Source organism: Psychrobacillus sp. OK032, from assembly GCF_900111345.1.
GTDB lineage: Bacteria > Bacillota > Bacilli > Bacillales_A > Planococcaceae > Psychrobacillus.
On sequence record NZ_FOGY01000002.1, the window covers coordinates 43563 to 69836 of the forward strand.

Genomic DNA, 26274 nt, shown 5'->3' on the forward strand with positions numbered 1-26274 from the left:
TGTTTACTTCGCTCCCCCTGATTTATCACAAAGTTCATATAAAACGCCTCCGGATGCTTTCGGATGAATAAATGCTACTTGTGCACCACCAGCCCCAACTTTTGGCGTTTCTTGAATGAGCTTTACCCCTTTTTCTTTTAGCTCATTTAAACGTTCTTGAATATTTGTTACACCAAAGGCAACATGATGGATGCCTTCTCCTTTTTTTTCAATGAAAGAATGAACCGCACTCGATTCATCGATAGGTTCAAGTAATTCCAGTTTTACATTTCCACTATCGATAAAAGCAACTCGCACCTTTTCTGAAGCAACTTCTTCAATATTTAATAGTTTTAAACCTAGTGTTTCCGTGTAATATGGAAGCGACTCTTCTATACTTTTTACTGCAATCCCAATATGATCGACCTTTTCCATCCTTATACACCCCTTACTGTTTGACTATTCTCTATTCTATTGTACAGATTTCTAAAATAATTGGCTACCTCTTGTGATTTTTTTCGTTTTTGTTAAACTAGTAGTACATACTAAAGGAGAGAATTTCATGGGCAATCAAAAATTCCGTAAAATTGTTGTTTATCTAATGATTTTTGTAATGATAATGTCTTCATTATTATTTGGATTAAGCTTCGTCTTACAATAATGGATAAAAAACAGCGGAAGCTATTATGCTTCCGCTGTTTTTTTGTTGATTAGAAAATCAATCTTTACTCAATTGATAGATTTGCAAACACTATTTTAATTCCAAATACTAAACATCATATATCCATAGAATGTGCCTACTAAGAAACAGATGTTTCAATCATAAAAAATAACATAGAAAATAACATAGAAAATAATGACGATGTAAACCCAATAGATTTTAATTAAGTTGAAAAACACTATTTTTTATAGTAGATGATTTTATCTAAAATTATCAATAAAAACCAATCTAAAATACCCATCAATATAAAAAAACAGCGGAAGCAAATACATGACTTCCGCTGTTTTTTATTTTTAAACTTCTTCGCAATGTTCTTCAAATAGTCCTTGAAGATGTGTGATAACTGATGTTGGAGCATGTCCTTCGATTTCGTGGCGACCGACTTCAGCAATTGGTTGACCATCTTTTAGAAGAACAAAAGATGGTGAAGATGGTAAATGGTCATCTCCAAAAAGATTACGTGCTTGCTGTGTTGCCAATTTATCTTGTCCAGCAAATACCGTTACAAGATGTTCCGGGCGTTTATCGTAATGCACCGCGTTAGCTGCTGCTGGACGAGCGATACCACCTGCACATCCACAAACAGAGTTCACCATAACTAGTGTAGTACCTTTACGAGCAAATGCAGCGTCTACTTCTTCTGGAGTTGTTAGTTGCTCATAACCACTTGCATCCATTTCTCCGCGTGCTTGCATAATCATATCATTCATCAATAAATTAAAATCCATATTCATTGTTCACCACTCCTTTTCAAACTATTTTTATCTTAGCAGATTACTGTTTAGAATTCGAGGAAAATAACTCATCCACTGCCTGTGAAACAGTCATCTGTTCGGACCTTACTAATTGCTCTAATTCATTCATCGATTGTTTCTTATCAGTAGAAGAAAAAAAGTCATCATACAATCGGTCGATGATCATCGTTTTATACCAGTCAACCGTTTGTTCTTTTCTTCTATTTTCCCAAACGCCATTTTCTAGCATACTTTTTTGAAAAGACAATATCGTATCCCACACGACATCTAGTCCTTTTTTATAAAGCGACGAAACAGCGAGAGCTGGTGTTGTCCAGTTAGGCGTAGAAGGTGCTAAAAAGTGAAGAATTTGTTTATATTCTGCCACTGTTTTTTTCGCCAGTTTTTCATTCGTTCCATCTGCTTTATTGACAACTATGGCGTCTGCTAGTTCCATAATTCCTTTTTTCATGCCTTGTAATTCATCACCAGCACCAGTTAGTGCTAGAAGTAGGAAGAAATCGACCATTCCACGAACGATGGTTTCACTTTGTCCAACACCGACCGTCTCCACTAAAATGACATCGTATCCAGCTGCTTCACATAAAAGCATCGTTTCGCGAGATTTTTTATGCACTCCACCTAGTGTTCCAGCAGTGGGAGAAGGTCTAATAAAAGCACTTGGATGCTTAGCCAGTTCTTCCATTCTTGTTTTATCTCCGAGAATACTGCCTCCTGTAAGGGAGGAACTCGGGTCGATTGCTAGTACCGCTACTTTGTAACCTTGATCGCATAGCATTTTGCCAAACGCTTCGATAAATGTACTTTTCCCCGCTCCAGGAACACCAGTGATTCCTATGCGGATACTATTTCCTGTATGAGGAAGAAGGCTTTTTAATAATTGCTGACCGATCGTTTGCTGATCCATCACTGTACTTTCGATAAATGTTATTGCTTTTGCTAAATGTAATCTCGAACCATTTCGAATTTCTCGGAAATATACTTCCTCATCAATTTTAAGTGATTTCTTTTTAGTAAATTTTTTAATAGTTGCCTTACCCATTCCATCATGTTGTGATTTAATGCCACTCATGACATGCATCGAGGTTTCGTTTGTTTTATCCGCAGCCATTAGCCTTCTACTTCCTCATAACCTAATCGTTTATACACTTCTTCTATGACTTTTTGCGCTGCTACAGGAATCACTGTACCTGGTCCAAAAATTGCAGAAGCTCCGTTTTCTCTTAGAAATGCATAATCTTGTGCAGGGATTACTCCACCAACAACGATTAAAATGTCTTCCCGACCTAGCTTTGCTAGCTCTTCTCTTAAAGCGGGAACAAGCGTCATATGGCCAGCCGCTAATGAACTTACTCCAACAACATGGACATCATTTTCCACTGCTTGTTGCGCAGTTTCTGCAGGCGTTTGAAATAAGGGACTAATATCAACATCAAATCCTAAATCGGCGAATGCTGTCGCAATCACTTTCGCACCTCGGTCATGTCCATCTTGACCCATTTTTGCTATTAGAATACGTGGTCGTCTTCCTTCATTATCCCGGAAGTCTTCCGCCATTTGTTTAACTGCCTCGATTTCTTCGGCATCACTAAAGTTCGCACTATATACACCACTCACAGACCGAATCACCGCCTTATGTCTTCCCGCAACATATTCAATCGCATCTGAAATTTCTCCAATGGTTGCACGCTTTCTTGCCGCTTCAACTGCAACAGCAAGTAGATTTTCATTTCCCGTTTTGGCTGCTTCTGTTAATGCATTAAGTGCTTCTTGTACAGCTTGTTCGTCTCGATTAGCTTTTACTGCAGCTATGCGTTCCATTTGTTTTTGACGCACAACAGTATTGTCAATATTCAATATATCAATCGCATCTTCTTGTTCGAGACGGTATTTATTTACTCCGATTATAATTTCTTTCGAAGAATCAATTTGTGCTTGTTTTTTTGCAGCTGCCTCTTCGATTTTCATCTTCGGTAAACCTGTTTCTATTGCATTAGCCATCCCACCAAGTTCTTCTATTTCCTCAATGAGTGCCCAGGCTTTTCCCATAAGTTCGTTCGTAAGAGTTTCTACATAATACGAACCACCCCATGGATCGATGACGCTCGTCATATTCGTTTCTTCTTGCAAAAACAACTGCGTATTACGCGCTATCCGAGCTGAGAAATCGGTTGGAAGTGCAATGGCTTCGTCGAGCGCGTTTGTATGAAGTGATTGTGTATGCCCCATTGCAGCAGCATTTGCTTCCACTAATGTTCTCGTTACGTTGTTAAATGGATCTTGCTCAGTTAAACTCCATCCAGACGTTTGGGAATGTGTACGTAAAGCCAATGTCTTAGGGTTTTTCGGATCGAAACTAGCCATCATTTGCGCCCACATTCTTCGGGCAGCACGCATTTTCGCTACTTCCATAAAATAGTTCATACCAATTGCCCAGAAAAATGAAAGCCTTGGTGCGAAGGAATCTATTTCAATACCTGCCTTCAACCCTGTACGTACATACTCCAGGCCATCTGCTAGTGTATACGCAAGCTCTATATCGGCAGTAGCTCCGGCTTCTTGCATATGATATCCAGAAATTGAAATAGAGTTGAACTTCGGCATATATTTCGCAGTATACGCAAAAATATCTGCTATTATTTTCATCGACATATCCGGTGTGTAAATATATGTGTTACGCACCATATATTCTTTTAAAATATCATTTTGAATCGTTCCAGCTAGTTGCTCAGGTGTGACTCCTTGTTCTTCTGCAGTCACAATATAAAATGCTAAAATCGGTAAAACAGCTCCATTCATTGTCATGGAAACAGACATTTGGTCAAGCGGGATACCTTCAAAAAGAATTTTCATGTCCTCCACCGAATCAATGGCAACTCCCGCTTTCCCTACATCTCCTGTCACACGTTCATGATCGGAATCATAGCCTCTATGGGTAGGCAAATCGAATGCAACCGATAAACCTTTTTGCCCCATTGCTAAGTTTCTTCTATAGAAAGCATTACTTTCTTCGGCAGTAGAAAATCCCGCATATTGACGAACTGTCCAAGGTTTCGCTACATACATCGTCGGATAAGGTCCACGTGTATTTGGTGCAATTCCAGGTAAATCATTTAAATGCTGCACATTACATCGATCAGATTCCTCATATACTTTTTTTAACATAATTCCTTCATTCGTTAGAAAAGAAGTGGATTGCTCTTGGGATTTTTTATTTGTACTTTCTAACAAACGTTCAATAGAAACTGCTGCATAATTAGGCGTTGACATGTGAATCCCCCTTTTTTACGAGTGCTAGCAAATCTTGTCCCTTTTCAAGAAGAGATTGTCCGGCAAAAATACATCCTGATAGTCCAGCATCTAACCAGTCTTCGTACTCTTCGAACTTCCCTGCAATATCCATTGGAACTGGTAATTGTTCGTTTAATAATGCTGGTACTAAGCCAGCCGTTTGCTCGTCATTTCCAACAAACACAACGTAGTCGATACCTTGTTCGGCTATCCACTTTCGAAGGTCGAATGGTTTCAAGTTTTCTGGTGCTACAATTGGTGAAATTCCAAGTGCGATTAAATAGCCACTAACAAAATCCATGCGAGCTTTGTATTCTTTTAAAATACCATAAGGAATAATAGCCGTGTTTAATGGACTTTCTTGGAATGCTTTTCGTAATTGCTCAAAAGGTTCAGCAAGCCGTTTATAATTAGTAAGTTTAATAGAGTCGCCAATTACATCATTTGGATTTGCATAAGTATTCGTTCCAATCAACGATTTCTTACGAGTAGAGAGCGCAGTAAGCTGCTCCTCCCACTTTACTTCTGCCCGTTTCAAAAGTTTCGCTTCTCTTTCTTCTATAGTCGCCTCTTTCATTAATGTTAAAAAGTATGACCACGTTTTTTCGACAAGCCCATTCGTCAATGTGTCCACATAGTAAGAACCACCTGCTGCATCAATAACTCGCCCTATATGCGTTTCTTCTTTTAAAACAAGTTGCATATTGCGGGCAATTCGATTGGATGTTGGTGTAACCCCAGTTAAATAATTATGTGGGTACGTCGTCAAACTATCCGCTCCACCAAGAACGGCAGCTAGCGCACTATTACCCCCACGCAGTATATTAACATTTGCATCTAACACGGAGTAAGATCGCAAAGAAGTTTCTGTGTGTACAGGGATAGTCGCTATGTTCGTATTCCCATAGCTTTGTCCGAAAGCTTCCCATAGAACACGGAAAGCGCGAATTTTCGCTATTTCCATAAAGAAATTATTTTCCACCGAAAATTGTACAAATGCTTTTGATACAAGTTCCTCGATGCTTGTATTCCTTGCAAGCGCATCTGCTTGCACTAGCACGCTTGCCAGCTCACTAACTGCATCTCCTCCTGCTTGATGGATGGAAGATCCATTTAAGAAATACGTCCTAGCATTCGGCAGTTCTGCGTTACCTGCTCCTTTTATTAATCCTTTTAGATCAGGGAAATGATTTAAAAAATCTGGATCATTGGTGACATCTAGTATAGCTGGATGCTTCGCCAAAAGAGCCGCCAACTCTTCAATTTGGCTCGCATTCCAAGTTTGTTCTTTTTCTAATGTGAAATGGATAACATCATTCCCTTTTGAAAGAGTTTCTGTTATTTCCACAAGAATCACTTCACTTGTAGAACCTTCCGCAACTTGTGCTACTTGCCACTCAGAAGAATTTTTTGCTTGTCGTACAATAGCCGTTTGTGATGATGCCGGAAGATTTGCTACATCTTCTAGTGAATAAAGCGGTTTCAAAATGATGTCTTCTAATGTTTTCATAGATAGCGATTCCAATGTCTTCCCCTTTAATGATTTGAGGGCTACTTGCTCCCATTCATCCATTGTTGCTTTATTAAACGTCGTTTCTCTCATTTTATCTATTGTCATATGAACGCTTTCGCTTCCCCCTAAGTAAATAGAATTATCTTAATTATATTTTAACTGACTACCATTGCATTAGAAAGGGAAACTTCTTAAGAATCCTTATGAAATGGAAAAACCTCTTACTATTTAATGGACACATAATAATTCAATAGCGAAAGAGGTTTCTTCTTTTTTATTCAATTCATATACAAACCTCCAGTAAAGAGTATCTTCAATCGCATAGGTTAACCGAATGAACGCCATTCGATCCTACTGTCAAGAAATATTCATATATAATTGAAGAAAATTTATTAGGGCAAACACATATGCAAACACAATATGCATATATTTTGTAAACAGAGATCCAATTTATTTTAGGTAAGGGAATGATAAGATTGCATGCATTAGTTCTTGGGGTATTTCTTTTTATTAGTTTAATTATAGGAGCAGGTATTGCTTGGTTGGTCGCTAAAATATTTCATCATTCCATTGAACGTTTGGCTCTTTTATGCGGTGGATTCTTAGTAGGCTTACTGGCACTTGATATCATCCCATCTGCATTAAATTCATACAAATCACCTGGTATAGTTCTAGGTATTCTCATCGGATTTATGTTTCTACTACTAGCAAACAAATTGATTCACTCCTCCCACCAATATAAACCGTCTGTCTATTTGTTAACTATCGCACTTTTCATTCATACCATCCCTTTAAGCTTAACTATCGGGAATTTGCTAGGATACTCTACCTTCGCTCTCTCCATAACAACCTCTACCATTTTGCACCATATTCCCGAAGGATTCGCACTTACTTCTATATTTCTCTCACAAGGACAGAAACTAATAGGCTTATTACTATGTTTTATTAGTTTATCAATTTGGTTTAGTATGTTTATTTGGATTGGTAATCACTTACATCTCGGTATGAAAGAGCAAAGTGTACTTTTGGGTGTTTCCATTGGACTGATTGCTGTTACGAGTATAAAAGAATTCATTCTACATAACATCCATGTGATGTCGATTAGGTCAGCTTCAACCTTTATCGTAATGGGATATCTTCTAAGTGCAGTGTTTCACGTGGTTTTCTAATACGCATTTTATAAGTTATCACTGCCATCTTGAGGCAAACGCAATATAGTCCGCTGATCTCCCAACTTTAAATAACTTAGGAAATACAAACAAATAAAAACGCAAGAAGGAGTTCTTTTCCCTCTTGCGTTTTTCTCTACCCTCGCTTCATCAATCGAATTGCCTGAATCGATAAACGAACGAGCAATACGGAACATAAGAACAACCCTACATACGCAGCACTATTTAAGTACACAGCATACGGTGCATCGATGAATTGAGCTATTGCTAATAGTGAAACCGAAATGATACCAAATGTAATACCAACAAGCAACAACACGAACCGGGAAAACAGTTGGGTTACGAACATCGCATTCTTTTTATCAGAAAACACATCATGATGCAAAGTAATTTTCCCACTTTCTACTCGTTGCATCAGCTTATCGACACGTCTTGGGATTTTACGAAGGGCAGGTAGTAACAATGCTAACTCTTCTTCCAATCTCTCTTTTGTAGCAATAGGTTCTTTAAATGGCCTTTTAATCATGGAAGTTATATAGTGTCTGGAGAATTCTTTCGCCTCATTAAATAAATTAAAATCCTTCTTTATCAAACTTAATGTTCCATCTAATGTAATAAACGAGCGTAATGCTATACCGACCGATGGATAGAACGATAGACCAAAATCTCGAATAACTTCAAAAAAAGAATGAATTAGCTCATCCGTTTCTATACGTGGTACATACGAGATACGTAACAAAATTTGAGCCATCGCCTGCTCCATTCTGACTCGATCTATATGTTCATGGTCTTCTACAAGTAGTGTAATAGCATCGTATAAAATATTAGCGTCATTTTGCTGAATCCCCATGAGGAATAACTTAATGCCCTCTTGCTGAGGCTCTGCTAGACGACCAACAGCTCCAAAATCCAATAAGATAGGGGTTCCGTCTGTCTCATCAATAAATATATTTCCCGGGTGCGGATCTGCATGAAAAATTCCTGAAAACAACATTTGCTCAAAGAAAGAAAATAATACGGTACGAGCAAATTCTTCTCTATCTACATGTAATGAATAAAACAATGCATCTCCACTCGCAACGCTTTGTCCATGAACAAATTCCGAAACGATTAATTGATTGTTGCTAAATTCCGAATAGACATGAGGGATTTTCATTTTATATGGACTATTCCTTAAGGCTGTCTTCACCTGCATCGTATTACGCATTTCAATATCAAAATTTACTTCTTCGCGCAGACTGGATGCAAATCCAATCGCCAATTCTCGAAAGCCTAAGTTTTCTGCCCATGTAGATTTATCCGATACCCATTGCGCAAATTCTACTAATATAGTTAAATCATCACGCATCATATCTTTTACGTCTGGGCGCAGTAATTTGACAACCACTTGTTCATCGCTTTTTCGCAATACTGCTCTATGTACTTGTCCGATTGAAGCAGCCGCGATGGGGGTCATATCAAACTGTGAAAACACTTCATCCATTTTATAAGGTAATGACTTTTCCAATATCGTTTTCACTTGCTCACTAGAAAGCGGACGTACATTTTGTTGAAGTGTCCCCAATTCTTGAACAAAAGCTTTTGGGAAAATATCATTACGAGTAGACAGTACTTGACCAAATTTGATGAAAATTCCGCCAGACTCCTCTAGAGTATCTCGAAATGCAATCGCTAACTCATGGTCGTTTTCTCTATGTCTAGCATATTTTAATGTCCGAGAAATTCCGTTTTTTACAGCTATTTGTACAACTTGGCGCAATCTTTTCTGACTTCTCCACTGGTTTCGCAATCTTAATAACAGCGACTTTTGCCTCGGTATACGCTCTCCCTTTTCTCCGATGGCCATTGGATCAAACAATTCAAAGAATAGGTATAGCAGCATAGAAATAAGTAACATACTCCCGATCCAAATAATCGTCCGAACATCCATAAATACATAAACATCTTCCAAAAAATCTGTTCCACGCAAATACGAATACCAATATACAATGGAAGTAAACGCTACACTAATAAAAACAGACATAATCCGTTTCATTAAGTTAATTTGCGAGCCCATCAATCGGCCACTAACATAAAAAATAAACATTGCTATGACAAGCACTTGAATGAATATTTTCACATAAACCATGAATCCCACCCCATTCACTTTCCTCTATGTACCCATTTGCACTATTTATTAATCGAGTTCTTTTTAATATATTATCACCCACTCTACAAAAATACCTACCTCACCCTACTTGGGTGATAGGTATTTTTGTTTTAATTTTTTTATATAAAAATTCTCTTACGGAATATGACAAAATCTCACAGTAATAACTTGTTACAAACTTAGTAAAAATATTTTCTCTTCTCTTTGCATAGAATAAAAGACTTGTCCCAGTAAGAAAGGAGATTTACTTTGGCAGAAAATACGAAGGATCCTTTTTATCAACAATGGTGGTTCATTATATTAATCATTATTTTAGCGGTAGGCATTATTGAAAATGTATTTGATGATAGCGATCAAGCTAGAGAGGAAAGAGCAGAAGCGATTACATCCGCTTTTCAGGAAGAAGCAGTAATGAAAGAAATAGTAGAGAATAAGTCTACACCAGATATAATTGCAGCTCATTTAATCAAAAAAAGATTCGGTTCAACTAAGGAAGAAAAAGAAAATATGGTGGTATCTGCTGAATATGAAAGTGGTGTTGTGGAAGTTATTATTTCCGCTAAAAAAGTTTCATCGGCTAAAACACTCAAACACGCTTCCTTAACCACTGCTTTTGACTATATGAAATCGATGAAATCTCACCCAAATGTAAACCAGGCGACCTTCATTGTCCAAGCACCACTCACGGACCCATTCGGGAATGTAGAAGTTGGAGATGTGATGATTGTGCTAATGAGCAGAGAGACATTAGAAAAGATAAACTTCCAACATTTTAAAGTAGGCAATCTTAGCACAGTTGCCGATATTTACTGGGAGCACCCTGTGCTAACCAAAAAATAAAAAGAAGGATGTGCACACAGCTACATCCTTCTTAACATACTAAAATACTAATATTTCTCTCTACTTTCCCCTCTTCAATGAACAACAAATCGTTAGCTTTAGGTAGGTATGATGATTGTAAAAGTTGTTCCTTCTCCTACTTTACTTTGTACATCAATATTACCATTTAGTTTCACAATCGTACCATATACCATTAGCATACCTAATCCAGTTCCATCTTTTTGATAGGAATAAATAGGCTTTCCTAGTTGATAAATCTCCTCTTTTGTCATACCAATTCCTGTATCCTCTATTCGAATAACGATATTCTTTTCTTCTTCCATAACAGAAATAGAAAGAATTCCACCTTCGTTTTTCATAGACGTGATTGCGTTTTTCAGTAAATTAAGCAAACATTGCTTCATCTGATTTTGATCATATTCTTTTTTCAGTGAATTAGAGAAATGACAACGTATTTCGACATTATACATAGCTGCAATTGGCACCAAAACATCTTGAACATACTCTATTTCTTGCTTTAAATCAGAGTAGACCATATGCTCTAACTGCGGCTTGGCAAACGTCAAATAATCATTCAAGATTGTTTCCGCTATCATCACTTCTTTTAAAGAATGCTCGATATATAGCTTTTCCTCGTTCGTACTAGTTTTAGAATTAGCTAATAATTGTAAAAATCCTTTCGCTACGGTTAAAGGATTGCGTAACTCATGTGAAACGCTTGCCGAAAGCTCACCCATCACATGAAGTTGCTCTGTCCAAATATTATTTTCTCTGTTTTGATTATTGGAAATCACTTTTTCAATCAATATTAAATTTACCAACATTACACTTGCCTGAATAATCAATGCATAAAAAGCAAGAGTCCAAAACTCAGCAGTTAGCTTTTCCAAATATATGGATAAAGTAAAAAAATAAACAATCACTACTATTACGGTGCTATAAACACCTATCATAATCCGCTTCTCAGGTTGGAATTCTTTAAAACGCTTAGACATAAGTGGCAGCAGAATGAAAATTCCCGTGGAAAAAAGAATCGACTGAAATGAACCTTCCTCACCTATTATAAGTCGTTGGATATTTAATAGAATATATAGCGGAAATACTCCTTTATAGCCCCCATACAAAGCTATTAATACAAATGGAGTATATCGTAAATCATAAATAACCCCAGATTCCAGTATAAACGGATAATTCATACACAATACCATAGAAATCGTGGAAAAGATCATGAATATCATGCGCTGATACTTCATCTCAGTGTTCTCAAAAAAAACGACAAGGAGCAATACTGGTAAAATGATAAAGAAAATGTTGACCAAAAAAATTTCTAACATGTATAATCCTCCTATCCTCTACACATAAAGGTTTGCCGGAACTGGAAGATTCTTTTTGCTTATTACTACGTAAATAGTCACGTTCGATATAATCAAATTTAAGTAATCCAGATGCTATGTCCCTCTAATTATGAAAAAATTATATCATATTTAGAATTATTAAAAATGAGTGTTTTAACCCTATTTTACATTCTGTTTAAATACCAATCAGTACCAATCATCATTGTTCCGCTAGGCTTTAACGCTTGTTCTATTCGCTTTCATACAGGAGTCACTTGCCTCGTTAAATCTCACAGAAAAAAATCGGAAAATGGCGAAGAACAATAAATGTGTCAAGGAAGCAACCAAGTTACTCATGAAAGAAATTTGTAACAGATTTCCTTACCATGATATGTCGGTGTATTACTATGTATTTCTCATTTTTGGGAAGTTAGTTTTTACAGGAATTCAGATGGTAAGAGAATTATATATTTCCCCTATAATTCCTTTCAATTGATGAACTCCTAAGTCTGTATTTGTCATAATGACTACACCTTTTTCGAAATAAGGATAGGCTACCATCATACATTGGAAACCTACACCCCAACCAAGTGAAGAAATTTCAAGTTCTTGAACTGATCCATCTAAAAACAAACCAAGCCCAGTCCATTTTTTACCACCTTGTGGGCTTATCATCTCAAGCGCACTACTAGCAGAAAGTCCAATACTACTTTCACCTTTTAAAGAATTCATTAATTCAATAACCAAAATAGCTAAATCTTTCGGTGTTGTCCATAATCCAGCAGCTGCTGGATAAGGATATATCGGATATTTTCCATCTATTGACTTTCCATTTTTATTATGACCACAGGAAAATAATTCTCTTTTTTCTTCTGGTATTGTTGTTGCTAATATGCTATTTTTCATGTTTAATGGCTGAAATATATGTTCGTCCACGACTTGTTTAAAAGGTAACCCAATAACATCTTCAATTAATAGTTGAATGATACAAAAACCTGCATCTGAATAATGAAAACTGCTCTCTGGTTCATACCTCACTTCAATAGGTTGTGAGCAATACGATGTTCTACCTTCTAAAAGTTCAACCATAAAAGGATGTTCCTGACCTAAATAAAGTTCCGCAAAACTCCCCTCAGGATCTAGAATTCCTGATTGATGACTTAGCAAATTTCGTAATGTAACTTTTTTATTTTTTGTTAATTCATTTTCTGATATCTTCCATGAGTAAAGCTTCTTATTTACATCTTCATCTAAATCAAGAATGCCCTTTTCAGAGAGTTTCATCACTAGAGTGGACGTAACAAATTTACTAATTGAAGCTGCACTAAAAATAGAATTACTGTCTACATTCTTACTGGTTCCTGCTTCAAGTAAACCGTAACATTCTGTCATACTAATTTGACCTTTTTCAATAACAGTAATGCTTAAACCAGCAACTTGAAAATCTTCCATACGGCCTTTAATGTCTAAATTAGTCAGATTCATGTGAAACCTCCAATTATTTTTGCAATTATTATATCATAAAAATAGGAATGTACGTTCTTTTTTAGTCATAAAAAAGAATGCCTTTGTATATAGGCATTCTTCATTGTTTAACACCATTATCTTCATTTTTAAACGATTGAGCTATGATGTTTCTTACATGGAAAATAAGGGTAGCTCATGTTATGTTCCACAAAAGGTTTGATACTTACAATCAGATTGCGCAGGTAAAGTAGTATAATCTTCTTGTTCTAGTGTGTACGCAAAGGGACTGGAAAGAGCCTTCAGAAGCTGTTCCATTACAGTTAAATCTCCTTGCTCAGCTGCACCTAATGCCTCTTCTACACGATGGTTGCGTGGTATTACCGCTGGATTACTATTACGCATCAATTGATTTGCGGCGTCTTTTGATTCCTGCTGTCTGTTTAGTCTTGCTTGCCATTTTTCATACCATTGATCAAATTCTTTTTTGCCGTACAAAGCTATATCTCCCGGTTTATCCAAAGTAAGTGCACGGAAAGTATTTGTGTAGTCTACACGATACTTTTGCATCATACCGAGGAGTTCCTCAATAAGAGCTTCATCCTCTGCCTCTTCATCAAATAATCCTAGTTTAGCTCGCATCCCTGATAACCAATTAGCGTAATACAATTCAGGAAACGCTTGAAGTGCTTTTTCTGCCAGTTTATACGATTCCTCCAGATTTTCATCAATTATTGGCAATAAGCTTTCGGCAAATCGTGCTAAATTCCACCCACCAATATTCGGTTGATTGCCATAGGCATATCGTCCTTGTTTATCAATGGAACTAAACACCGTTTTTGGGTCATACACATCCATAAATGCACAAGGGCCATAATCAATTGTTTCTCCACTAATGGCCATATTGTCCGTGTTCATCACCCCGTGAATAAAACCAACAAGTTGCCACTTTGCAATCAGCTCCGCTTGCCGCTTAATCACTTCTTGGAGCAAGGAAAGATAGCGATTCGAATCAGAATCAACTTCCGGAAAATGTCGTTGCAATGTATAATCAGCTAGTGCACGAAGATCCTCTTGCGCTCCCCATCTCGCAGCGTATTGAAAAGTACCAACACGCAAATGACTAGCAGCCACTCGGGTTAAAATGGCCCCTGGCAAAATCGTTTCACGAACTATTGTTTCACCTGTTGTCACTACCGCTAGGCTACGTGTAGTAGGAATCCCTAGTGCGTGCATTGCTTCACTCATAATGTACTCACGAAGCATCGGTCCAATTGCCGCACGACCATCTCCTCCCCGAGAATAAATCGTCCTCCCTGAACCTTTCAGTTGAATATCGACCCGCGTATCGTTAGGAGTAATTTGCTCACCAATCAGAATAGCCCGCCCATCACCTAGCATATTAAAATGTCCGAACTGATGTCCCGCATAAGCTTGAGCAAGCGGCGAAGCACCTTCTGGAACACGGTTACCCGCAAGCGTTGCTAAATCTTCTTCGCTTTTAAATGCCCCAGCGTTCAGCCCCAGAGATTTGGCGAGCGGTTCATTTAGTACTATTAACTTCGGCGAGCGAACGGTGTTTAGGTCATGTTTAGTGAAAAATATCTCTGGCAGACGAGCATAACTATTATCGAAATTCCATCCTGTTTCTATCGTTTCGTTTTTTTGTGTCATCTTGTCTCCTTGTCTTCATTCATTTTTATCATCCATTTATTATACCCTTTTAGCGAAAATAATCATCAATCTTACATTTTTGTTGCATCTTCTATTATCCAGTCAACAGCACTTAACAGGTCAGGAAATACAGCATCTGCAATTGGGTCACTCTTACCTAAAAATACTCCTTTTGTACCTGCCTTTTTCCCTGCAATAATATCCGTATCTGTATCGCCGACCATGTAAGACTGAGATAAATCAATATCGTATTTTTTACCGAGATCTACGATTAACTTGCTGTTTGGCTTGCGGCAAGAACACCCGGCTTTGGGTTTATGTGGACAATAAACCGCCTCATGAATAATTGCTCCTTCTTTGTTGAGTTCAGCAATCATATGGTCATGAATTTTTTGGAGCTGCGATTCCTTCATAAATCCGAGTCCCACTCCACCTTGATTCGTTACAACGAATATGTAATCAAAAAAGGCATTTAATTTTTTTACTGCTTCTGGCACACCCGGTAAAAAATATAGTTCATGCGGCTTGTTCACAAATTTAACGCGATCCGTTAGCACCTCATTAATTACTCCATCACGATCTAAAAATACCGCCTTTTTCATTTACTTCACGCCTTTCCAGTATAGTTCCTTGTGTCTGCCACTGAGATAAGGATAAGATATCACCCTCAATCCTTTTAGACTTAAGGTTCCCCATAGAAGCGATAAAATACTGCATAATAATACTTAACTACATCAGCTCTTTCAATCTTTTAACGACAGAATGGACAGTTAATCTATGAAATGAGATAAGTTGCCCTTTATAAACAACAGAATATATTCCATATGGAGTTGGTGATAATTCCAGTAATTCATCTCTGTTTTTTTAAATCAATGATTTCAACTTCAATGCCAAGTTTATTAGCCCCAGCAATAATACTTTCAGTAGCAACTTCTACATATGGGCATTGAAAGAACGTAGGATTGTTAGTTCTTGAAATCTTCGAGTCCTCTCCTCCCAAAGACAGTAGCTACCAATACCTTCTAATAATTCACTGTTTAACTCTATCATTTGAATATCAGTCATCAAAAGCCTACCTCTTTTCTCTCAGAATATATGGAATCGTATTTCTATCCATTATCAACCCTTCAAATCCACTTGAAATATGTATATATTTTTCAGCATGTTTTAGATCCATCCAAGTCACTTCCTCAATTTCTTCCGGAAATGATATGTTAATTTCTCCACCGATTATTTTTCCGACAAAAGTAAAGAAGATAACGTGATGTCCCCTTTCTTCCAAAAATGCTTCACCCACAGAGAAAACACCATCAACATGTACATCTAATCCCGTTTCCTCTTTCACTTCTCGTACAGCAGCCTCCTTAAGGGTTTCGCCCTTTTCTACTGCTCCTCCTGGTAGCGTAAAGTAAGAGGGACCGGTGCCTATGTTTCTTACCATTAATACATTCTGTTCAAGTTCATCAAACAGTAGGACATATGCAACGTCTACTCTTTTCACTATTTTATTTCCTCCTTTCAGCATTAACTCTATTTAACTTGATATGATTTCTACAATTTATAAGCGTATTCAATTACTCTTGATGGAAAAAAGCTTTAAGATGGCCTGTTTGTTCTGTTTTAATGGCTTCGGAAACTTTTAAATATATCCTTTATAACGTAATCTACGTATGCCCACTAAAATTCTTTATGTTTTTTATCATATTTTAGTAGCTCTACTTCAACTTCTAATTCATTTAGTCTTTTCTCTAGCTTTTTTCTTGTCGTGCTAGCTTCAAACATCGCTCCAACAGCAACAGCAAATGCTAGCCATGCAATATACCCCATAGCCCTTCCCCCTTCTATATAACATTCAATATGAAAACGAGACCAGTAACCATACAGTCGCAATACTAAATTCAGATAGATAGACTTTTCTATCTAGTTTTTGAAAGTAACTTTCAATTCCCCCCATTAACGATCCCACACCTGCTGCAATCAAAACAATTCTAATATAAAAAATATCTAATTCATTCATAACTGCCATTAGCAAACAGAAAATCATCACAATAAATAGCAAGATTCTAACAATAAAAACCGGTTTTGAACTTTTCTTTCCTTCCACTTTTTCAAAAAATATTCCCATAATAATAGCCTCAGTCAATAATATTGAGTTGGATGCAAATATGTATTCATTAATTACCAAATTTCTATCAATTTATTGAGTATTCACCATCCACTCACTAAAATCCTGTTCCTAAAAATACTCTATTGATAGTAATAGATAAATTTTCATAAAGTTATTTACTCGGATGTTAGTAGAATACTCAATACTATTATTCTTACTTTTTCCTTCCAATGTAAAGCAAGTGAGAAGAAATCCCAAGAATATATGGATCAGTTCCTTTTTCAATAATTAAATCAATTACTTTTTGTAGCTCTCGCTCCCCTTGATCTTTCCAATAATTCCAACTATCACCGTTTAAAATTGTGCCTACATTTGAACCGATCAATTGTATATTTTCAAACCCTTGCGCTTCCATAAAAGGGTTAATATCTTCTATATTAAAATAATAGGCTCCTGTAAAACGACCTTCATCTGCATGGTTAAAGCAACCTGATTGAGAGAATTGAACAATCGTATCCATGTTATTATTCGGTTTCCAATTTTCAGGAGATAGAAGTGAAGTAAGGATATGTCTAATTCTTGGCATAAAGGCAACAAAAACAAACCCATTCTGTTTAGTAACTCTATATAATTCTTGAACTGCTTTTATACGATCTTTTTCTTCTTGTAAATGATACATTGGTCCAAGCATTAATGATGCATCGAACTGTTCAGCGTCTAGCATTTTAAGTTCTCTAGCATTTACCGAATATAAACCTTCAAATTGTGCTTCTAAACCAAGTTCTTCTGCTTTATTTTTTGCAATTTCAACTAATCTAGGAGTTAAATCTGTTAATGTTACCCGATATCCTTCTTTAGCGAGCCTCATTGAGTATTTTCCAGGTCCAGCTCCGTTATCTAACACATGTCCTATTTTGGGCAAATATTTCTTTATATAGTGCCAATTTACTTGGAATTCTATTGGTTCTCTATCAAGCCTTCCCCACTCATCGAATTGATCGTAATAGCTTATTATCTTACTCATAAAATAACACCCCATCTATTTGAATTAATCTATTTATTCACCGCACCCTGCTTAAAACCCTTTTTCGGTATAATAGTACCCCTATTATTAATTTTCCAGGTGTATAATAAATACACACTATTTATTAGAAGGTAGGAAGACCCTTTGCTACAAAAGTTTAATTTCTTTATTCAAAGATGGATGGCTGTTTTAACTCCTTTAAGTTTAGTACTGGGTGTATTACTTGAAGATGTGGGTAAGCATCTTTTATTCTTAGTACCATGGTTATTTGCGTTCATGACTTTTTCTAGTAGTCTGAGTATGAAGCTTAACGATATTAAGGTTTTTACCAAATACCATAAAATAATTTTAGTTAGTATCGCATTTTTACATATTCTAATGCCTATTTGGGCTTATTTCTTATCAATCATCATTTTTGATGATCATTTATTAACGATTGGATTTGTTATTTCAGTTGCAGTCCCAACTGGAGTAACAAGTGTCATTTGGGTCAAAATGTGTAAAGGTCATGTACCACTTAGTTTATCGATTGTTTTAATCGATACATTATTATCACCACTAATTATGCCTTTTTTATTGCAAATAATTGTAGGGGAAAGCATTACTATTGATACAACATCACTTATCTTCGACTTATTGTGGATGATTGTACTGCCTTCAATTGCTGGAGTTATACTTAATGAAGTGTCAAAAGGTTCTATTCAAATAAATTTAGGGAAATACTTAGCACCGCTTTCAAAATTAAGTCTTTTTGGGGTGGTAATGATTAATAGTAGTGCTGTAGCACCTTATCTAAAAGATATTAGTTGGGAATTAATCGGTGTTATATTCGTTGTATTTTCTCTCTCTATCTCAGGTTATATTTTTGCTATGCTGCTTGGCCGATTTATCTGGAAAGATTCCAGTATTCTAACATCATTTGTTTTCATCGGTGGAATGAGAAATATAGCTGTTGGTGTTATTGTGGCAACGACGTATTTCCCTTCAAAAGTCGCAATGCCTGTAGTTTTTGGAATGCTGTTCCAACAAGTACTTGCTGCAATATTTAGTAAAGTGATTCAAAAACCAATTAGAAATTTCCAGTAAACAATTACCAGTTTAGACATTGCTTATCTCCTCTACTTCAAAAATTGGTCTGTGTATCTTTTTACATAAGCATTTCTTTAAAAGCATACAATTAAGTTGGGTTATCTTATTTTTTTAAATGGAGGCTGCCTAATTAATGAAAGATAGTGAAAGCAATAATCAAAATAATAAAGATTCAAATACAGTGATTCGTGCAGCAGAACTTGCTGTCGTGGGTGAATTATTATCTACACTTGGTAATGTAATATCTAGAATTGCCTCTGCACTTGAAGTGGAAGAAGAACGGCATGGACAAAATGACAATAAAGATATGCAGAAACAGATTGACTATCTGACTATTGAACTTGAAAGACTTAAAAAGCAAATAAATAGGGGTAATCCTAGTTGGCTATAGAAACCTTCTCATAACCACAATATTGTAATATTACCCGTTATTAGCTTCCTATGTTATACGAAGACACTCTAACTGGTCTCCTTACCACAAAGTACCTGTATCTATTAATCATACTCCATAGTAATATAGTAGAGTTCTAATACTACTTTCAAACTAGAGGAGCATGGAGTTAAGTGGAAAAAATACTTCCAATTTTTATTATATTTACTTTATTTTTAAGCGTTGGACCTATACAAAGTACAGCCGCCGGTAATACACTTTCCGTTGGTACCGTTCAAATAGATAACGTTCAAGTATTAAGTTTACCTAGACAAGGTTCAACTGTTATCACAACATTAAAGAAAAGTGATGAATTCCCTGTACTATCTAAAGTTTTAGGAGACTCATCTACCTTTATCATGCATACTGTGATTTCTGGAAATACATTATGGAAAATTGCAAACCAATATGGTGTCTCACTGAGTGACCTTCAAAGAGCTAACAAGTTTACTACATCAGAAATCCGAATAGGACAACAATTAATAATTCCACAAAAATCCAATGTATACACTGTTATTAAAGGTGATACTATATGGAAAATTTCCAACAAATACGGAGTATCTATGAGTGATATGATCAAATTAAACAATTTACGATCTTCATACCTAGATGTCGGACAGAAATTATTAATTCCTGACTATTACGTACAACTTCAGTTGCTTGGCGGTAAAAAAGGGTGGGTTAAGAGTTCTCTTTTACAACTAAAGTCACAAGAACGAATCGTAATGGGTTGGAAATATAACGGGAGCTCTCAGAATTATGCCCGACAATTGAACCATTCGAACTTAAATGTTGTATCACCTCGTTGGTATACTTTAACCAATTCGGGTAATTTTGTTTCCATCACATCCGATACAAAATATCTAAAGGATGCACATAGTAAAGGCAAGAAGGTTTGGCCACTATTTGGGAATAAATTCGACCCAGTTTTGACTGATACAGTATTAAATAATGCTGCAAATCGTCAAAAATTAGTATCGGCACTAAAGAATTCTTTGATTCAAACAAAAAGCGACGGAATCAATGTAGACTTTGAAAACATCGACCCGAAAAACAAGCAAGATTTCGTTTTTTTCATCACCGAACTGAAAAAAGCACTTCAGCCGCATGGTATTAAAGTATCTGTTGACGTTACTCGTGAAAACATCGATCCTTTTTGGTCAGGAAGCCTTGATCGTAAAGAGTTAGGCAAGATTGCTGATTATATCGTAATGATGGGCTATGACGAACATTGGGGAGGGAGTCCGGTAGCTGGATCTGTCGCATCTATTCCATGGGTTAAAGAAGGTGTTGAACTTTTAATGAAGGACGTCCCATCTCATAAAATCGTCTTAGCAGTACCGTTCTATACAAGAGAATGGGTCACTAATTTAACAACAAAAAAAGTGAATAGTATTGATCGCACAATGGATGAGGTGGAGAGAATCATCTCCTCCAAAGGTCTAATAAAGGTTTGGGATCCAACAACTCAGCAAAATTATGTTGAATATACAGCAAACGGAGAGAAACACCAAATCTGGGTGGAGGATAAACAATCGATCAAACTTCGTATCGACCTGGCAAACCAATTTAATTTAGGCGGTGTTGCTGCTTGGTATATTGGTTCGGAAACACTTGATATTTGGGATGTATACCATTTTAATAAGTAATTGGATAGGAAACTAATTTAAAACTTGGAGATCTAAATACAACCTAGGTACGTTATTTAAACGGACTCAGGTTGTTTTTTTTATATTCTATATTGATTTCGAACTCTCTCACCTGTTCAATATTCACTCCTAAAATATAATCTTCGCTAATATCTTGACAGAATGGCTAGAAAAATACATATGCCTGCTAAAGTAAAGAAAAAGAGAGAGTTTCTGAGATTCCTCCTCATTTTAATACCATAAGCACAAAAAAAGATAGCCGCAGAAATTTTGGAAAACATTTGAAAATAACTATTATCTGAAAATAATGAACTACTAAAAACAATCGAAATAAGCAACGTTGTACAGATTAGTATTTTAAACCATAAAGGCTCTCTTAAGAATTGCCTTAACATAAATTTTATCCTTTGTATGACAGGACCCCACCCTTCATGAGAATTTTCAGTGCAATATAACATATGGCATTTTTCCAAAATTCATACTTTCTTTGATTTACAATACTTCTGCATTTTTCCCTAATTTTCATGCAATAACGAGTATGTTGCGAAAGGTTGGAAAAGCTTTAGAAGGTTATTATTTCAACTATATAAACATATGATTGGAATAACATCTAAGGAGGAGAAATGTGAGAAAAAGCAAGCATCTTTTTGGCGGTGCAGTATTTTTTGTATTGATGCTCTTTGTATTGTTTTTCTATCCCCAGCCTTTTGGAGTTGAAAGAGAAACTAGTGGACAACTTTTTCAAATTTCCAAAGAGGAAGAGAAGGCTTTGAATGATTTTCAAGAATATCTTTACGCAGAGGGAGGGTTCTTTGAGCAAGTAGGAGTCGGTATGGAGAAAGCAGGATACGACGACTTTTCGATTGCTGCCATGTTATATACTACAGATGATATTAGGCTTGACATCATATTACATAATATAAGAGAAGTTACAGAACATCACCAAAAAGAAATAACTCAGATTTTATACGATATGATGATCAAGTATCACATAGACCAAAAGGCTTTTACAATTCAGGTAAGTTCCACTAACAGTTCATAATTGAATATCAAATTGACTTATAACTCAACATACATAAACGCAACTCGAAGGAAAACATCTGCTCCCTTTATCCTTAACACTAGATTATTTAACACGAACTTCATTTGCTATAAAGCTACTCGAAACTAAGTCTTTACGTCTATATACACTTAGCACGATTCCAATTAAAAAGGCATTAAACAAAGTAGGCATCAATCCGTAGCTGATAAATGGCAATGACATAGAAATAATAGAAAAAAAGCCTAATGTCATTAAGATATTGGTAACTAGCTGAACAGTAAAAGCGCAACCGCACCCAAAAGAAGAAGCTTCCCGTAAGGAGAATGTATTTTCCGAGCAATCATAATAATCCGAATGATAAACAAGTAAAGGATTAATACAAGTACAATCGCAAACAGCCAGTCAAAGTAGGAAGTTAGACTTGCAAAAACAAAGTTTGTATGAGCCTCTGGAAAAGATTCATTCACTAATGGGTCCCCAAGCCAGCCCGCTTTTGACAGTTAATCTTTTAAGAGCAATATCAACTTAAACCCAATGCGATAACTAGTAATATAACTGTAAACCAGTTTACTTTCGGCCGATAAAGCTTATTAAGACTTTGTCCAAGTGTTATAGGACTTCCCATTTGCTCCACTGCCTTTACTTCTGCATCTACTTCGTTAAGCCCTTTTTCAATCCAATCGTTTTTAACTTCTGTTATATGATAATCAAGTTCAGCTGAAACAAATTCCTTTGCCTCTTTTGAACGGATTTGATTTTGCACTTCATTTAAATAGGATTGACTACTTTTTTCTACTCAAATTTACCTCCCTAATAATGCTTTGAATGCAAATGGTTTAGTTGTATACTGTTTTTCCCATTTTCGTATAGTTTTGTTCCTTTATTGTTTAGTTGGTAATGTTTAATATTTGAGTCGTTCCAGCATGAATGTATGTAACCATCCTGTTCCATCTGATGCAAGAACGTATATACGATCCATTCATTTTCCTCAATTTTACGGATTCCTCTTCCTCTCAAGAATTTCACCAATTCATAACCTGTTTTTTCTTGTACTAGCAGCTGCATGACAGATAAAAAGATAGTATCTTCATTTTCTTCTGCACACATTTTTTCTTGAATCTTTTTACGATGTTGCTCAATAAAATTAAATTCCGAAAATGTTGTTTTATCCATCTTTTTCCAAGTTTTTTTAACGCTCCTCCATTACTGCTCCTCCAATCGTTCTTCTAGCAGTTCTTTGGCACGTCTGAGCCTTGTTTTAACTGTGTTAATACTAACTTCAGTTAGTACTGCTATTTCCTTGATGAGTAATTCCTCGTAGTAAAAGAGATAGATTACTTCACGGTATTTTATAGGTAATGTCATTAAGTCATAAACTAATTGATCAACGGCTTCTTTTTGAATAACTACCTCTTCGACCATTTCTTTCTTTGCTTTTATGTACGGCGTATCTTCGGAAATAAACACATGCTTGTTATACCAGCTTTTCAGGAAATCCTTGCAATGATTTATAGCAATTCGCCACAACCATGTTTTTATCTTAGATTTACATTTGAATGTATGGAGCGACTTATAAAGCTTTACAAATATATCTTGGGTTAAATCATCTGCAACCTCTTTGTTGTTTACATATGAAGAGACAAGCTTTAATAGATCCTGCCCATATCATCTATTCATCATCTCATTCATTAGCTTTTCCTGATCTTCTAGTTCAAATACTTCCCCAAACATTTCTTCCACATTACCTCATTAGACGAGATTCCTTACTGGTAGGTTTGATTATTTTCAAATGACTTCTAAGAACAATGCCATAATTTGATTGGTTCCCTGTGCAAGACACAATTCCAAAATGTTTCAGAATTGCTTCTGAACTGTGTCATACACAGGGACATTTATTAGATTACTTTTAGAGAATTAGTTAATCCGCTTAGAGAATTAATAGAGTACTGAATAGAATGAATATATAATCTGCAGATTATAAATCTCTCACTATAAGGAGGTGTATTTAAATGCCTTTTACAACTGGACCAATTGAAAACGTGGGAAATCAACCTGCTAATGCAACTAATGTTCGAGTTAAAATCCTCAATATTACTGGACGTCAACTTACCGGAGTAGTTAGAGTTTTTAGACTCAATGGGACACGACGACAAATTTCCTCTACTAACTTTAGCGTAGCTGCTAATGCTTCTACTTTTTTAACCCTTGGACTTGGAGGAGCGGCTCAATATGAAGTTGAAATTGTTCCTGATCAAACCGGCGGATTGTTTTCTGTCTACGGAAGAACAGCTTCAGGTGTAATTATTACTGCTCAACGAGTTTTACACTCAGAATTAGTACAGATTCTCTAGGTTTTATAAAAGATCTTACAAGTTAATATCTGTTTTAAAAGGTTGGCCCTCAATCAATAAAATTATTGACTGAGGGCCAGCCCCCTTTATTATGTCATATTTTGTTCGGCCAATTAGACAAAACAATAGCTTGTTGCGGGATTTGGACAAAAAAATAAGATTAAGGGAATTTATTGCCTTCCTTAATCTTTTTTATCCACTTTGAGTTCGTTTCCTGCGTAAGGCACGGATTAGAATGGTCTTGCACAAGGACATAACTGATTACTAATCAAATATTGTCTCTTTTCCAGGATTCATCAAAAATTCAAACAGCGTTTTGATTTGAGACTCGGTATTCCTATTTGTAGAAAGCTGCGGCAAATTTTCTTCTGAGAAAAATTGAACGTTATTCGTTTCAATACCTACTGTAGGTTTCCCTCCAATAATCTCACATAAAATAAATATCTTGTAGTAATGAAAAGGTTCTGGGGGATGTGGGTGTTTATTTTTATCCAATAAAGCAATTAATCTTATTGGGATTACATCAAAACCAGATTCTTCTTTTATTTCCTTAACTATATTCTCCGAAGGGGATAGTCCAATATCACAAAACCCACCCGGCAAAGCCCATTTATCATCAATATTTTCTTTTACCATTAAAATCTGATTATTTTTAAAAACTACACCACGAACATCCACTTTTGGTGTTTGGTAACCTGTTTCATTCGCAAATAAATCCCTAACTTTATTCATTTCAAGTTCCGTGTATTCTGCCATAATCTCCACACTAATCTTACGTAACTCTTCGTAACGTTCAATATCATAGACATCTTTAGAGAAGGTTAATCCAGACTGTGACAATGCTTGAATTCTTTTGGCCCACTCTAACCATCGATTACTCATAAAATACCTACTTTAAAGGAACTTTTAAATTCCTTTACACTTTTGATGATTAAATTTGGTTCTTCGCTAAATGTAGATGTTTGGTATTCTGGTAACCACTGTACACCAATAGTAAAGACATTAGCTTTTACTCCCGCAACAATATCAGCATCACTATCTCCAATATAAATTGCCTCAGAATTTTTAACTTCTATAATGGATAAGGCCTTCAGTAAACCCTCGGGGTCAGGTTTTGGATTTATTACATCATCACCAGTTATTATGACATCAAACATTCCCACCATATTCAACGCTTTTAGAGAGATGTCCAAGCTTCTTTTTGCCTTTCCAGTAAAAATCCCTATTTTTATATCTTTCTCTTTTAATGACTTTAATAGATCAAGTATTTCTGGATTACTCTCCACCAAATCATTATGTAATTCTGAATACTTTTCATAATAATATTCAATTGCGTCTTCCTTATTAATATTTGAAAGATTATTTCTAATAATACCTGTTTCCGAAGGACCAAACATTTCCTTTATTTCTTTTGAAGTAAGATCCTTATTATCAAATACTTTAAACACATGTTGAAAAGCATAAAAACAAATCGGTAATGTATTCGCCAATGTCCCATCAAAATCAAATATGATAGCTTTCATAATTATTCCCCCGTTTTCAAATATAAAAATTCTCTATATTTTAAATTATATATACACTTACTTCTATTTACATAATATAGTAATTTTTCATATAATACTACAAGCAAAATTTATTTGAAATTTAATAGACAAATGAAAGATGTGGAAGTATTTGTTGTTTTTCAATAATG

24 protein-coding genes and 3 pseudogenes are annotated in these 26274 nt (G+C 35.9%); 8 read left to right on the top strand and 19 right to left on the bottom strand.

Annotation, left to right across the window (positions count from 1 at the left end; genetic code table 11):
• Positions 1-3: 3 nt before the first annotated feature.
• Positions 4-414, bottom strand: coding sequence for a methylmalonyl-CoA epimerase (gene mce / locus BMZ04_RS03785; RefSeq protein WP_093265618.1), 411 nt, complete (start codon positions 412-414; stop codon positions 4-6).
• A gap of 127 nt (positions 415-541) precedes the next feature.
• On the opposite strand from mce, the gene prli42 reads away from it, so the two are divergent.
• On the top strand, positions 542-640 hold the full coding sequence (gene prli42, locus BMZ04_RS22215) for a stressosome-associated protein Prli42 (RefSeq protein ID WP_177184318.1): 99 nt from the start codon (positions 542-544) through the stop codon (positions 638-640).
• A 353-nt stretch (positions 641-993) separates the two neighbouring features.
• Here the strand turns inward: prli42 and BMZ04_RS03790 are convergent, their stop codons facing one another.
• From BMZ04_RS03790 to BMZ04_RS03805, 4 genes are read right to left on the bottom strand one after another with little or no spacing between them, the layout of a single operon-like run.
• Positions 994-1434, bottom strand: a complete 441-nt coding sequence (locus tag BMZ04_RS03790) for a BrxA/BrxB family bacilliredoxin (RefSeq protein WP_093265621.1) — start codon at positions 1432-1434, stop codon at positions 994-996.
• A gap of 40 nt (positions 1435-1474) precedes the next feature.
• On the bottom strand, positions 1475-2566 hold the full coding sequence (meaB, locus tag BMZ04_RS03795) for a methylmalonyl Co-A mutase-associated GTPase MeaB (protein ID WP_093265623.1): 1092 nt from the start codon (positions 2564-2566) through the stop codon (positions 1475-1477).
• Positions 2566-4725: a methylmalonyl-CoA mutase gene (gene scpA, locus BMZ04_RS03800; RefSeq protein ID WP_093265626.1), complete on the bottom strand. Its 2160-nt coding sequence runs from the start codon at positions 4723-4725 to the stop codon at positions 2566-2568. The genes meaB and scpA overlap by 1 nt, the downstream gene beginning before the upstream one ends.
• Complete coding sequence (locus BMZ04_RS03805) at positions 4712-6364, bottom strand: methylmalonyl-CoA mutase family protein (RefSeq protein WP_093265629.1); 1653 nt, start codon at positions 6362-6364, stop codon at positions 4712-4714. The genes scpA and BMZ04_RS03805 overlap by 14 nt, the downstream gene beginning before the upstream one ends.
• Positions 6365-6726: 362 nt before the next feature.
• Here BMZ04_RS03805 and BMZ04_RS03810 point away from each other — a divergent pair, with 362 nt between their 5' ends.
• Entirely contained in the window at positions 6727-7428 is a 702-nt protein-coding gene (locus BMZ04_RS03810) for a ZIP family metal transporter (RefSeq protein ID WP_255367790.1), read from the top strand.
• 136 nt (positions 7429-7564) lie between these two features.
• Here the strand turns inward: BMZ04_RS03810 and BMZ04_RS03815 are convergent, their stop codons facing one another.
• The gene (locus tag BMZ04_RS03815; protein ID WP_093265634.1) at positions 7565-9556 is read right to left on the bottom strand and encodes an ABC1 kinase family protein; all 1992 of its coding nucleotides are present in this window, start codon (positions 9554-9556) and stop codon (positions 7565-7567) included.
• 270 nt (positions 9557-9826) lie between these two features.
• Here BMZ04_RS03815 and BMZ04_RS03820 point away from each other — a divergent pair, with 270 nt between their 5' ends.
• Positions 9827-10417, top strand: a complete 591-nt coding sequence (locus tag BMZ04_RS03820) for a hypothetical protein (RefSeq protein ID WP_093265637.1) — start codon at positions 9827-9829, stop codon at positions 10415-10417.
• Between the two features lie 98 nt (positions 10418-10515).
• On the opposite strand, the gene BMZ04_RS03825 is transcribed toward BMZ04_RS03820, so the two are convergent.
• From BMZ04_RS03825 to BMZ04_RS03860, 8 genes are all read right to left on the bottom strand, one after another.
• Positions 10516-11751, bottom strand: coding sequence for a sensor histidine kinase (locus BMZ04_RS03825; protein WP_093265640.1), 1236 nt, complete (start codon positions 11749-11751; stop codon positions 10516-10518).
• A gap of 447 nt (positions 11752-12198) precedes the next feature.
• The gene (locus BMZ04_RS03830; protein ID WP_093265643.1) at positions 12199-13236 is read right to left on the bottom strand and encodes a serine hydrolase domain-containing protein; all 1038 of its coding nucleotides are present in this window, start codon (positions 13234-13236) and stop codon (positions 12199-12201) included.
• A 180-nt stretch (positions 13237-13416) separates the two neighbouring features.
• Positions 13417-14889, bottom strand: coding sequence for a protein adenylyltransferase SelO (locus BMZ04_RS03835; protein WP_093265645.1), 1473 nt, complete (start codon positions 14887-14889; stop codon positions 13417-13419).
• A gap of 71 nt (positions 14890-14960) precedes the next feature.
• Complete coding sequence (locus BMZ04_RS03840) at positions 14961-15491, bottom strand: D-glycero-alpha-D-manno-heptose-1,7-bisphosphate 7-phosphatase (protein ID WP_093265648.1); 531 nt, start codon at positions 15489-15491, stop codon at positions 14961-14963.
• A 470-nt stretch (positions 15492-15961) separates the two neighbouring features.
• On the bottom strand, positions 15962-16390 hold the full coding sequence (locus tag BMZ04_RS03850; RefSeq protein ID WP_093265651.1) for an NUDIX hydrolase: 429 nt from the start codon (positions 16388-16390) through the stop codon (positions 15962-15964).
• Positions 16391-16566: 176 nt separating this feature from the next.
• A complete protein-coding gene (locus BMZ04_RS22220) occupies positions 16567-16716 on the bottom strand; it encodes a hypothetical protein (RefSeq protein WP_177184319.1) in 150 nt (49 codons plus the stop codon).
• A gap of 25 nt (positions 16717-16741) precedes the next feature.
• Positions 16742-17032 (bottom strand): hypothetical protein, encoded by a 291-nt coding sequence (locus BMZ04_RS03855; protein WP_143128268.1) that lies wholly within the window; start codon positions 17030-17032, stop codon positions 16742-16744.
• A gap of 178 nt (positions 17033-17210) precedes the next feature.
• Positions 17211-18020, bottom strand: coding sequence for a class I SAM-dependent methyltransferase (locus tag BMZ04_RS03860; protein WP_093265656.1), 810 nt, complete (start codon positions 18018-18020; stop codon positions 17211-17213).
• A 144-nt stretch (positions 18021-18164) separates the two neighbouring features.
• On the opposite strand from BMZ04_RS03860, the gene BMZ04_RS03865 reads away from it, so the two are divergent.
• The 4 genes from BMZ04_RS03865 (at position 18165) to BMZ04_RS03880 (ending at position 22230) form a co-directional block, all read left to right on the top strand.
• On the top strand, positions 18165-19106 hold the full coding sequence (locus BMZ04_RS03865) for a bile acid:sodium symporter family protein (RefSeq protein WP_093265659.1): 942 nt from the start codon (positions 18165-18167) through the stop codon (positions 19104-19106).
• Positions 19107-19242: 136 nt separating this feature from the next.
• The gene (locus tag BMZ04_RS03870; protein ID WP_093265661.1) at positions 19243-19500 is read left to right on the top strand and encodes a hypothetical protein; all 258 of its coding nucleotides are present in this window, start codon (positions 19243-19245) and stop codon (positions 19498-19500) included.
• A gap of 173 nt (positions 19501-19673) precedes the next feature.
• A complete protein-coding gene (locus BMZ04_RS03875; protein ID WP_255367791.1) occupies positions 19674-21188 on the top strand; it encodes a LysM peptidoglycan-binding domain-containing protein in 1515 nt (504 codons plus the stop codon).
• 625 nt (positions 21189-21813) lie between these two features.
• Positions 21814-22230, top strand: coding sequence for a hypothetical protein (locus BMZ04_RS03880; protein WP_093265663.1), 417 nt, complete (start codon positions 21814-21816; stop codon positions 22228-22230).
• Between the two features lie 84 nt (positions 22231-22314).
• Here the strand turns inward: BMZ04_RS03880 and BMZ04_RS03885 are convergent.
• The 3 pseudogenes from BMZ04_RS03885 to BMZ04_RS03895 all read right to left on the bottom strand — a co-directional run bounded on the left by BMZ04_RS03885 (position 22315) and on the right by BMZ04_RS03895 (position 23970).
• Positions 22315-22993 (bottom strand): annotated as a pseudogene (locus tag BMZ04_RS03885) (FtsW/RodA/SpoVE family cell cycle protein).
• A gap of 39 nt (positions 22994-23032) precedes the next feature.
• Positions 23033-23403, bottom strand: a pseudogene (locus tag BMZ04_RS03890) (PadR family transcriptional regulator).
• 30 nt (positions 23404-23433) lie between these two features.
• Positions 23434-23970, bottom strand: a pseudogene (locus BMZ04_RS03895) (sigma-70 family RNA polymerase sigma factor).
• 269 nt (positions 23971-24239) lie between these two features.
• Between BMZ04_RS03895 and BMZ04_RS03900 the strand changes: the two are divergent.
• Positions 24240-24581, top strand: coding sequence for an ATPase (locus BMZ04_RS03900; protein WP_093265665.1), 342 nt, complete (start codon positions 24240-24242; stop codon positions 24579-24581).
• A gap of 264 nt (positions 24582-24845) precedes the next feature.
• Here the strand turns inward: BMZ04_RS03900 and BMZ04_RS03905 are convergent, their stop codons facing one another.
• Positions 24846-25463 carry an NUDIX hydrolase gene (locus BMZ04_RS03905; RefSeq protein WP_093265667.1) on the bottom strand — a complete coding sequence of 206 codons (618 nt, stop codon included), beginning with the start codon at positions 25461-25463 and terminating at the stop codon, positions 24846-24848.
• Positions 25460-26107: an HAD family hydrolase gene (locus BMZ04_RS03910; RefSeq protein ID WP_177184352.1), complete on the bottom strand. Its 648-nt coding sequence runs from the start codon at positions 26105-26107 to the stop codon at positions 25460-25462. The genes BMZ04_RS03905 and BMZ04_RS03910 overlap by 4 nt, the downstream gene beginning before the upstream one ends.
• Between the last annotated feature and the right edge of the window lie 167 nt (positions 26108-26274).

Excerpts from the sequence above, each read along its gene's own strand:
- BMZ04_RS03905 (WP_093265667.1), bottom strand. The coding sequence starts at position 25,463 with ATGAGTAATCGATGGTTAGAGTGGGCCAAAAGAATTCAAGCATTGTCA.
- scpA (WP_093265626.1), bottom strand. The coding sequence starts at position 4,725 with ATGTCAACGCCTAATTATGCAGCAGTTTCTATTGAACGTTTGTTAGAA.
- BMZ04_RS03815 (WP_093265634.1), bottom strand. The coding sequence starts at position 9,556 with ATGGTTTATGTGAAAATATTCATTCAAGTGCTTGTCATAGCAATGTTT.
- BMZ04_RS03870 (WP_093265661.1), top strand. The coding sequence starts at position 19,243 with ATGAAAGATAGTGAAAGCAATAATCAAAATAATAAAGATTCAAATACA.
- BMZ04_RS03860 (WP_093265656.1), bottom strand. The coding sequence starts at position 18,020 with ATGAGTAAGATAATAAGCTATTACGATCAATTCGATGAGTGGGGAAGG.
- BMZ04_RS03830 (WP_093265643.1), bottom strand. The coding sequence starts at position 13,236 with ATGAATCTGACTAATTTAGACATTAAAGGCCGTATGGAAGATTTTCAA.
- prli42 (WP_177184318.1), top strand. The coding sequence starts at position 542 with ATGGGCAATCAAAAATTCCGTAAAATTGTTGTTTATCTAATGATTTTT.
- BMZ04_RS03900 (WP_093265665.1), top strand. The coding sequence starts at position 24,240 with ATGCCTTTTACAACTGGACCAATTGAAAACGTGGGAAATCAACCTGCT.
- mce (WP_093265618.1), bottom strand. The coding sequence starts at position 414 with ATGGAAAAGGTCGATCATATTGGGATTGCAGTAAAAAGTATAGAAGAG.
- meaB (WP_093265623.1), bottom strand. The coding sequence starts at position 2,566 with ATGGCTGCGGATAAAACAAACGAAACCTCGATGCATGTCATGAGTGGC.
- BMZ04_RS03835 (WP_093265645.1), bottom strand. The coding sequence starts at position 14,889 with ATGACACAAAAAAACGAAACGATAGAAACAGGATGGAATTTCGATAAT.
- BMZ04_RS03810 (WP_255367790.1), top strand. The coding sequence starts at position 6,727 with ATGATAAGATTGCATGCATTAGTTCTTGGGGTATTTCTTTTTATTAGT.
- BMZ04_RS03825 (WP_093265640.1), bottom strand. The coding sequence starts at position 11,751 with ATGTTAGAAATTTTTTTGGTCAACATTTTCTTTATCATTTTACCAGTA.
- BMZ04_RS03790 (WP_093265621.1), bottom strand. The coding sequence starts at position 1,434 with ATGAATATGGATTTTAATTTATTGATGAATGATATGATTATGCAAGCA.
- BMZ04_RS03805 (WP_093265629.1), bottom strand. The coding sequence starts at position 6,364 with ATGACAATAGATAAAATGAGAGAAACGACGTTTAATAAAGCAACAATG.
- BMZ04_RS03840 (WP_093265648.1), bottom strand. The coding sequence starts at position 15,491 with ATGAAAAAGGCGGTATTTTTAGATCGTGATGGAGTAATTAATGAGGTG.
- BMZ04_RS22220 (WP_177184319.1), bottom strand. The coding sequence starts at position 16,716 with ATGGGGTATATTGCATGGCTAGCATTTGCTGTTGCTGTTGGAGCGATG.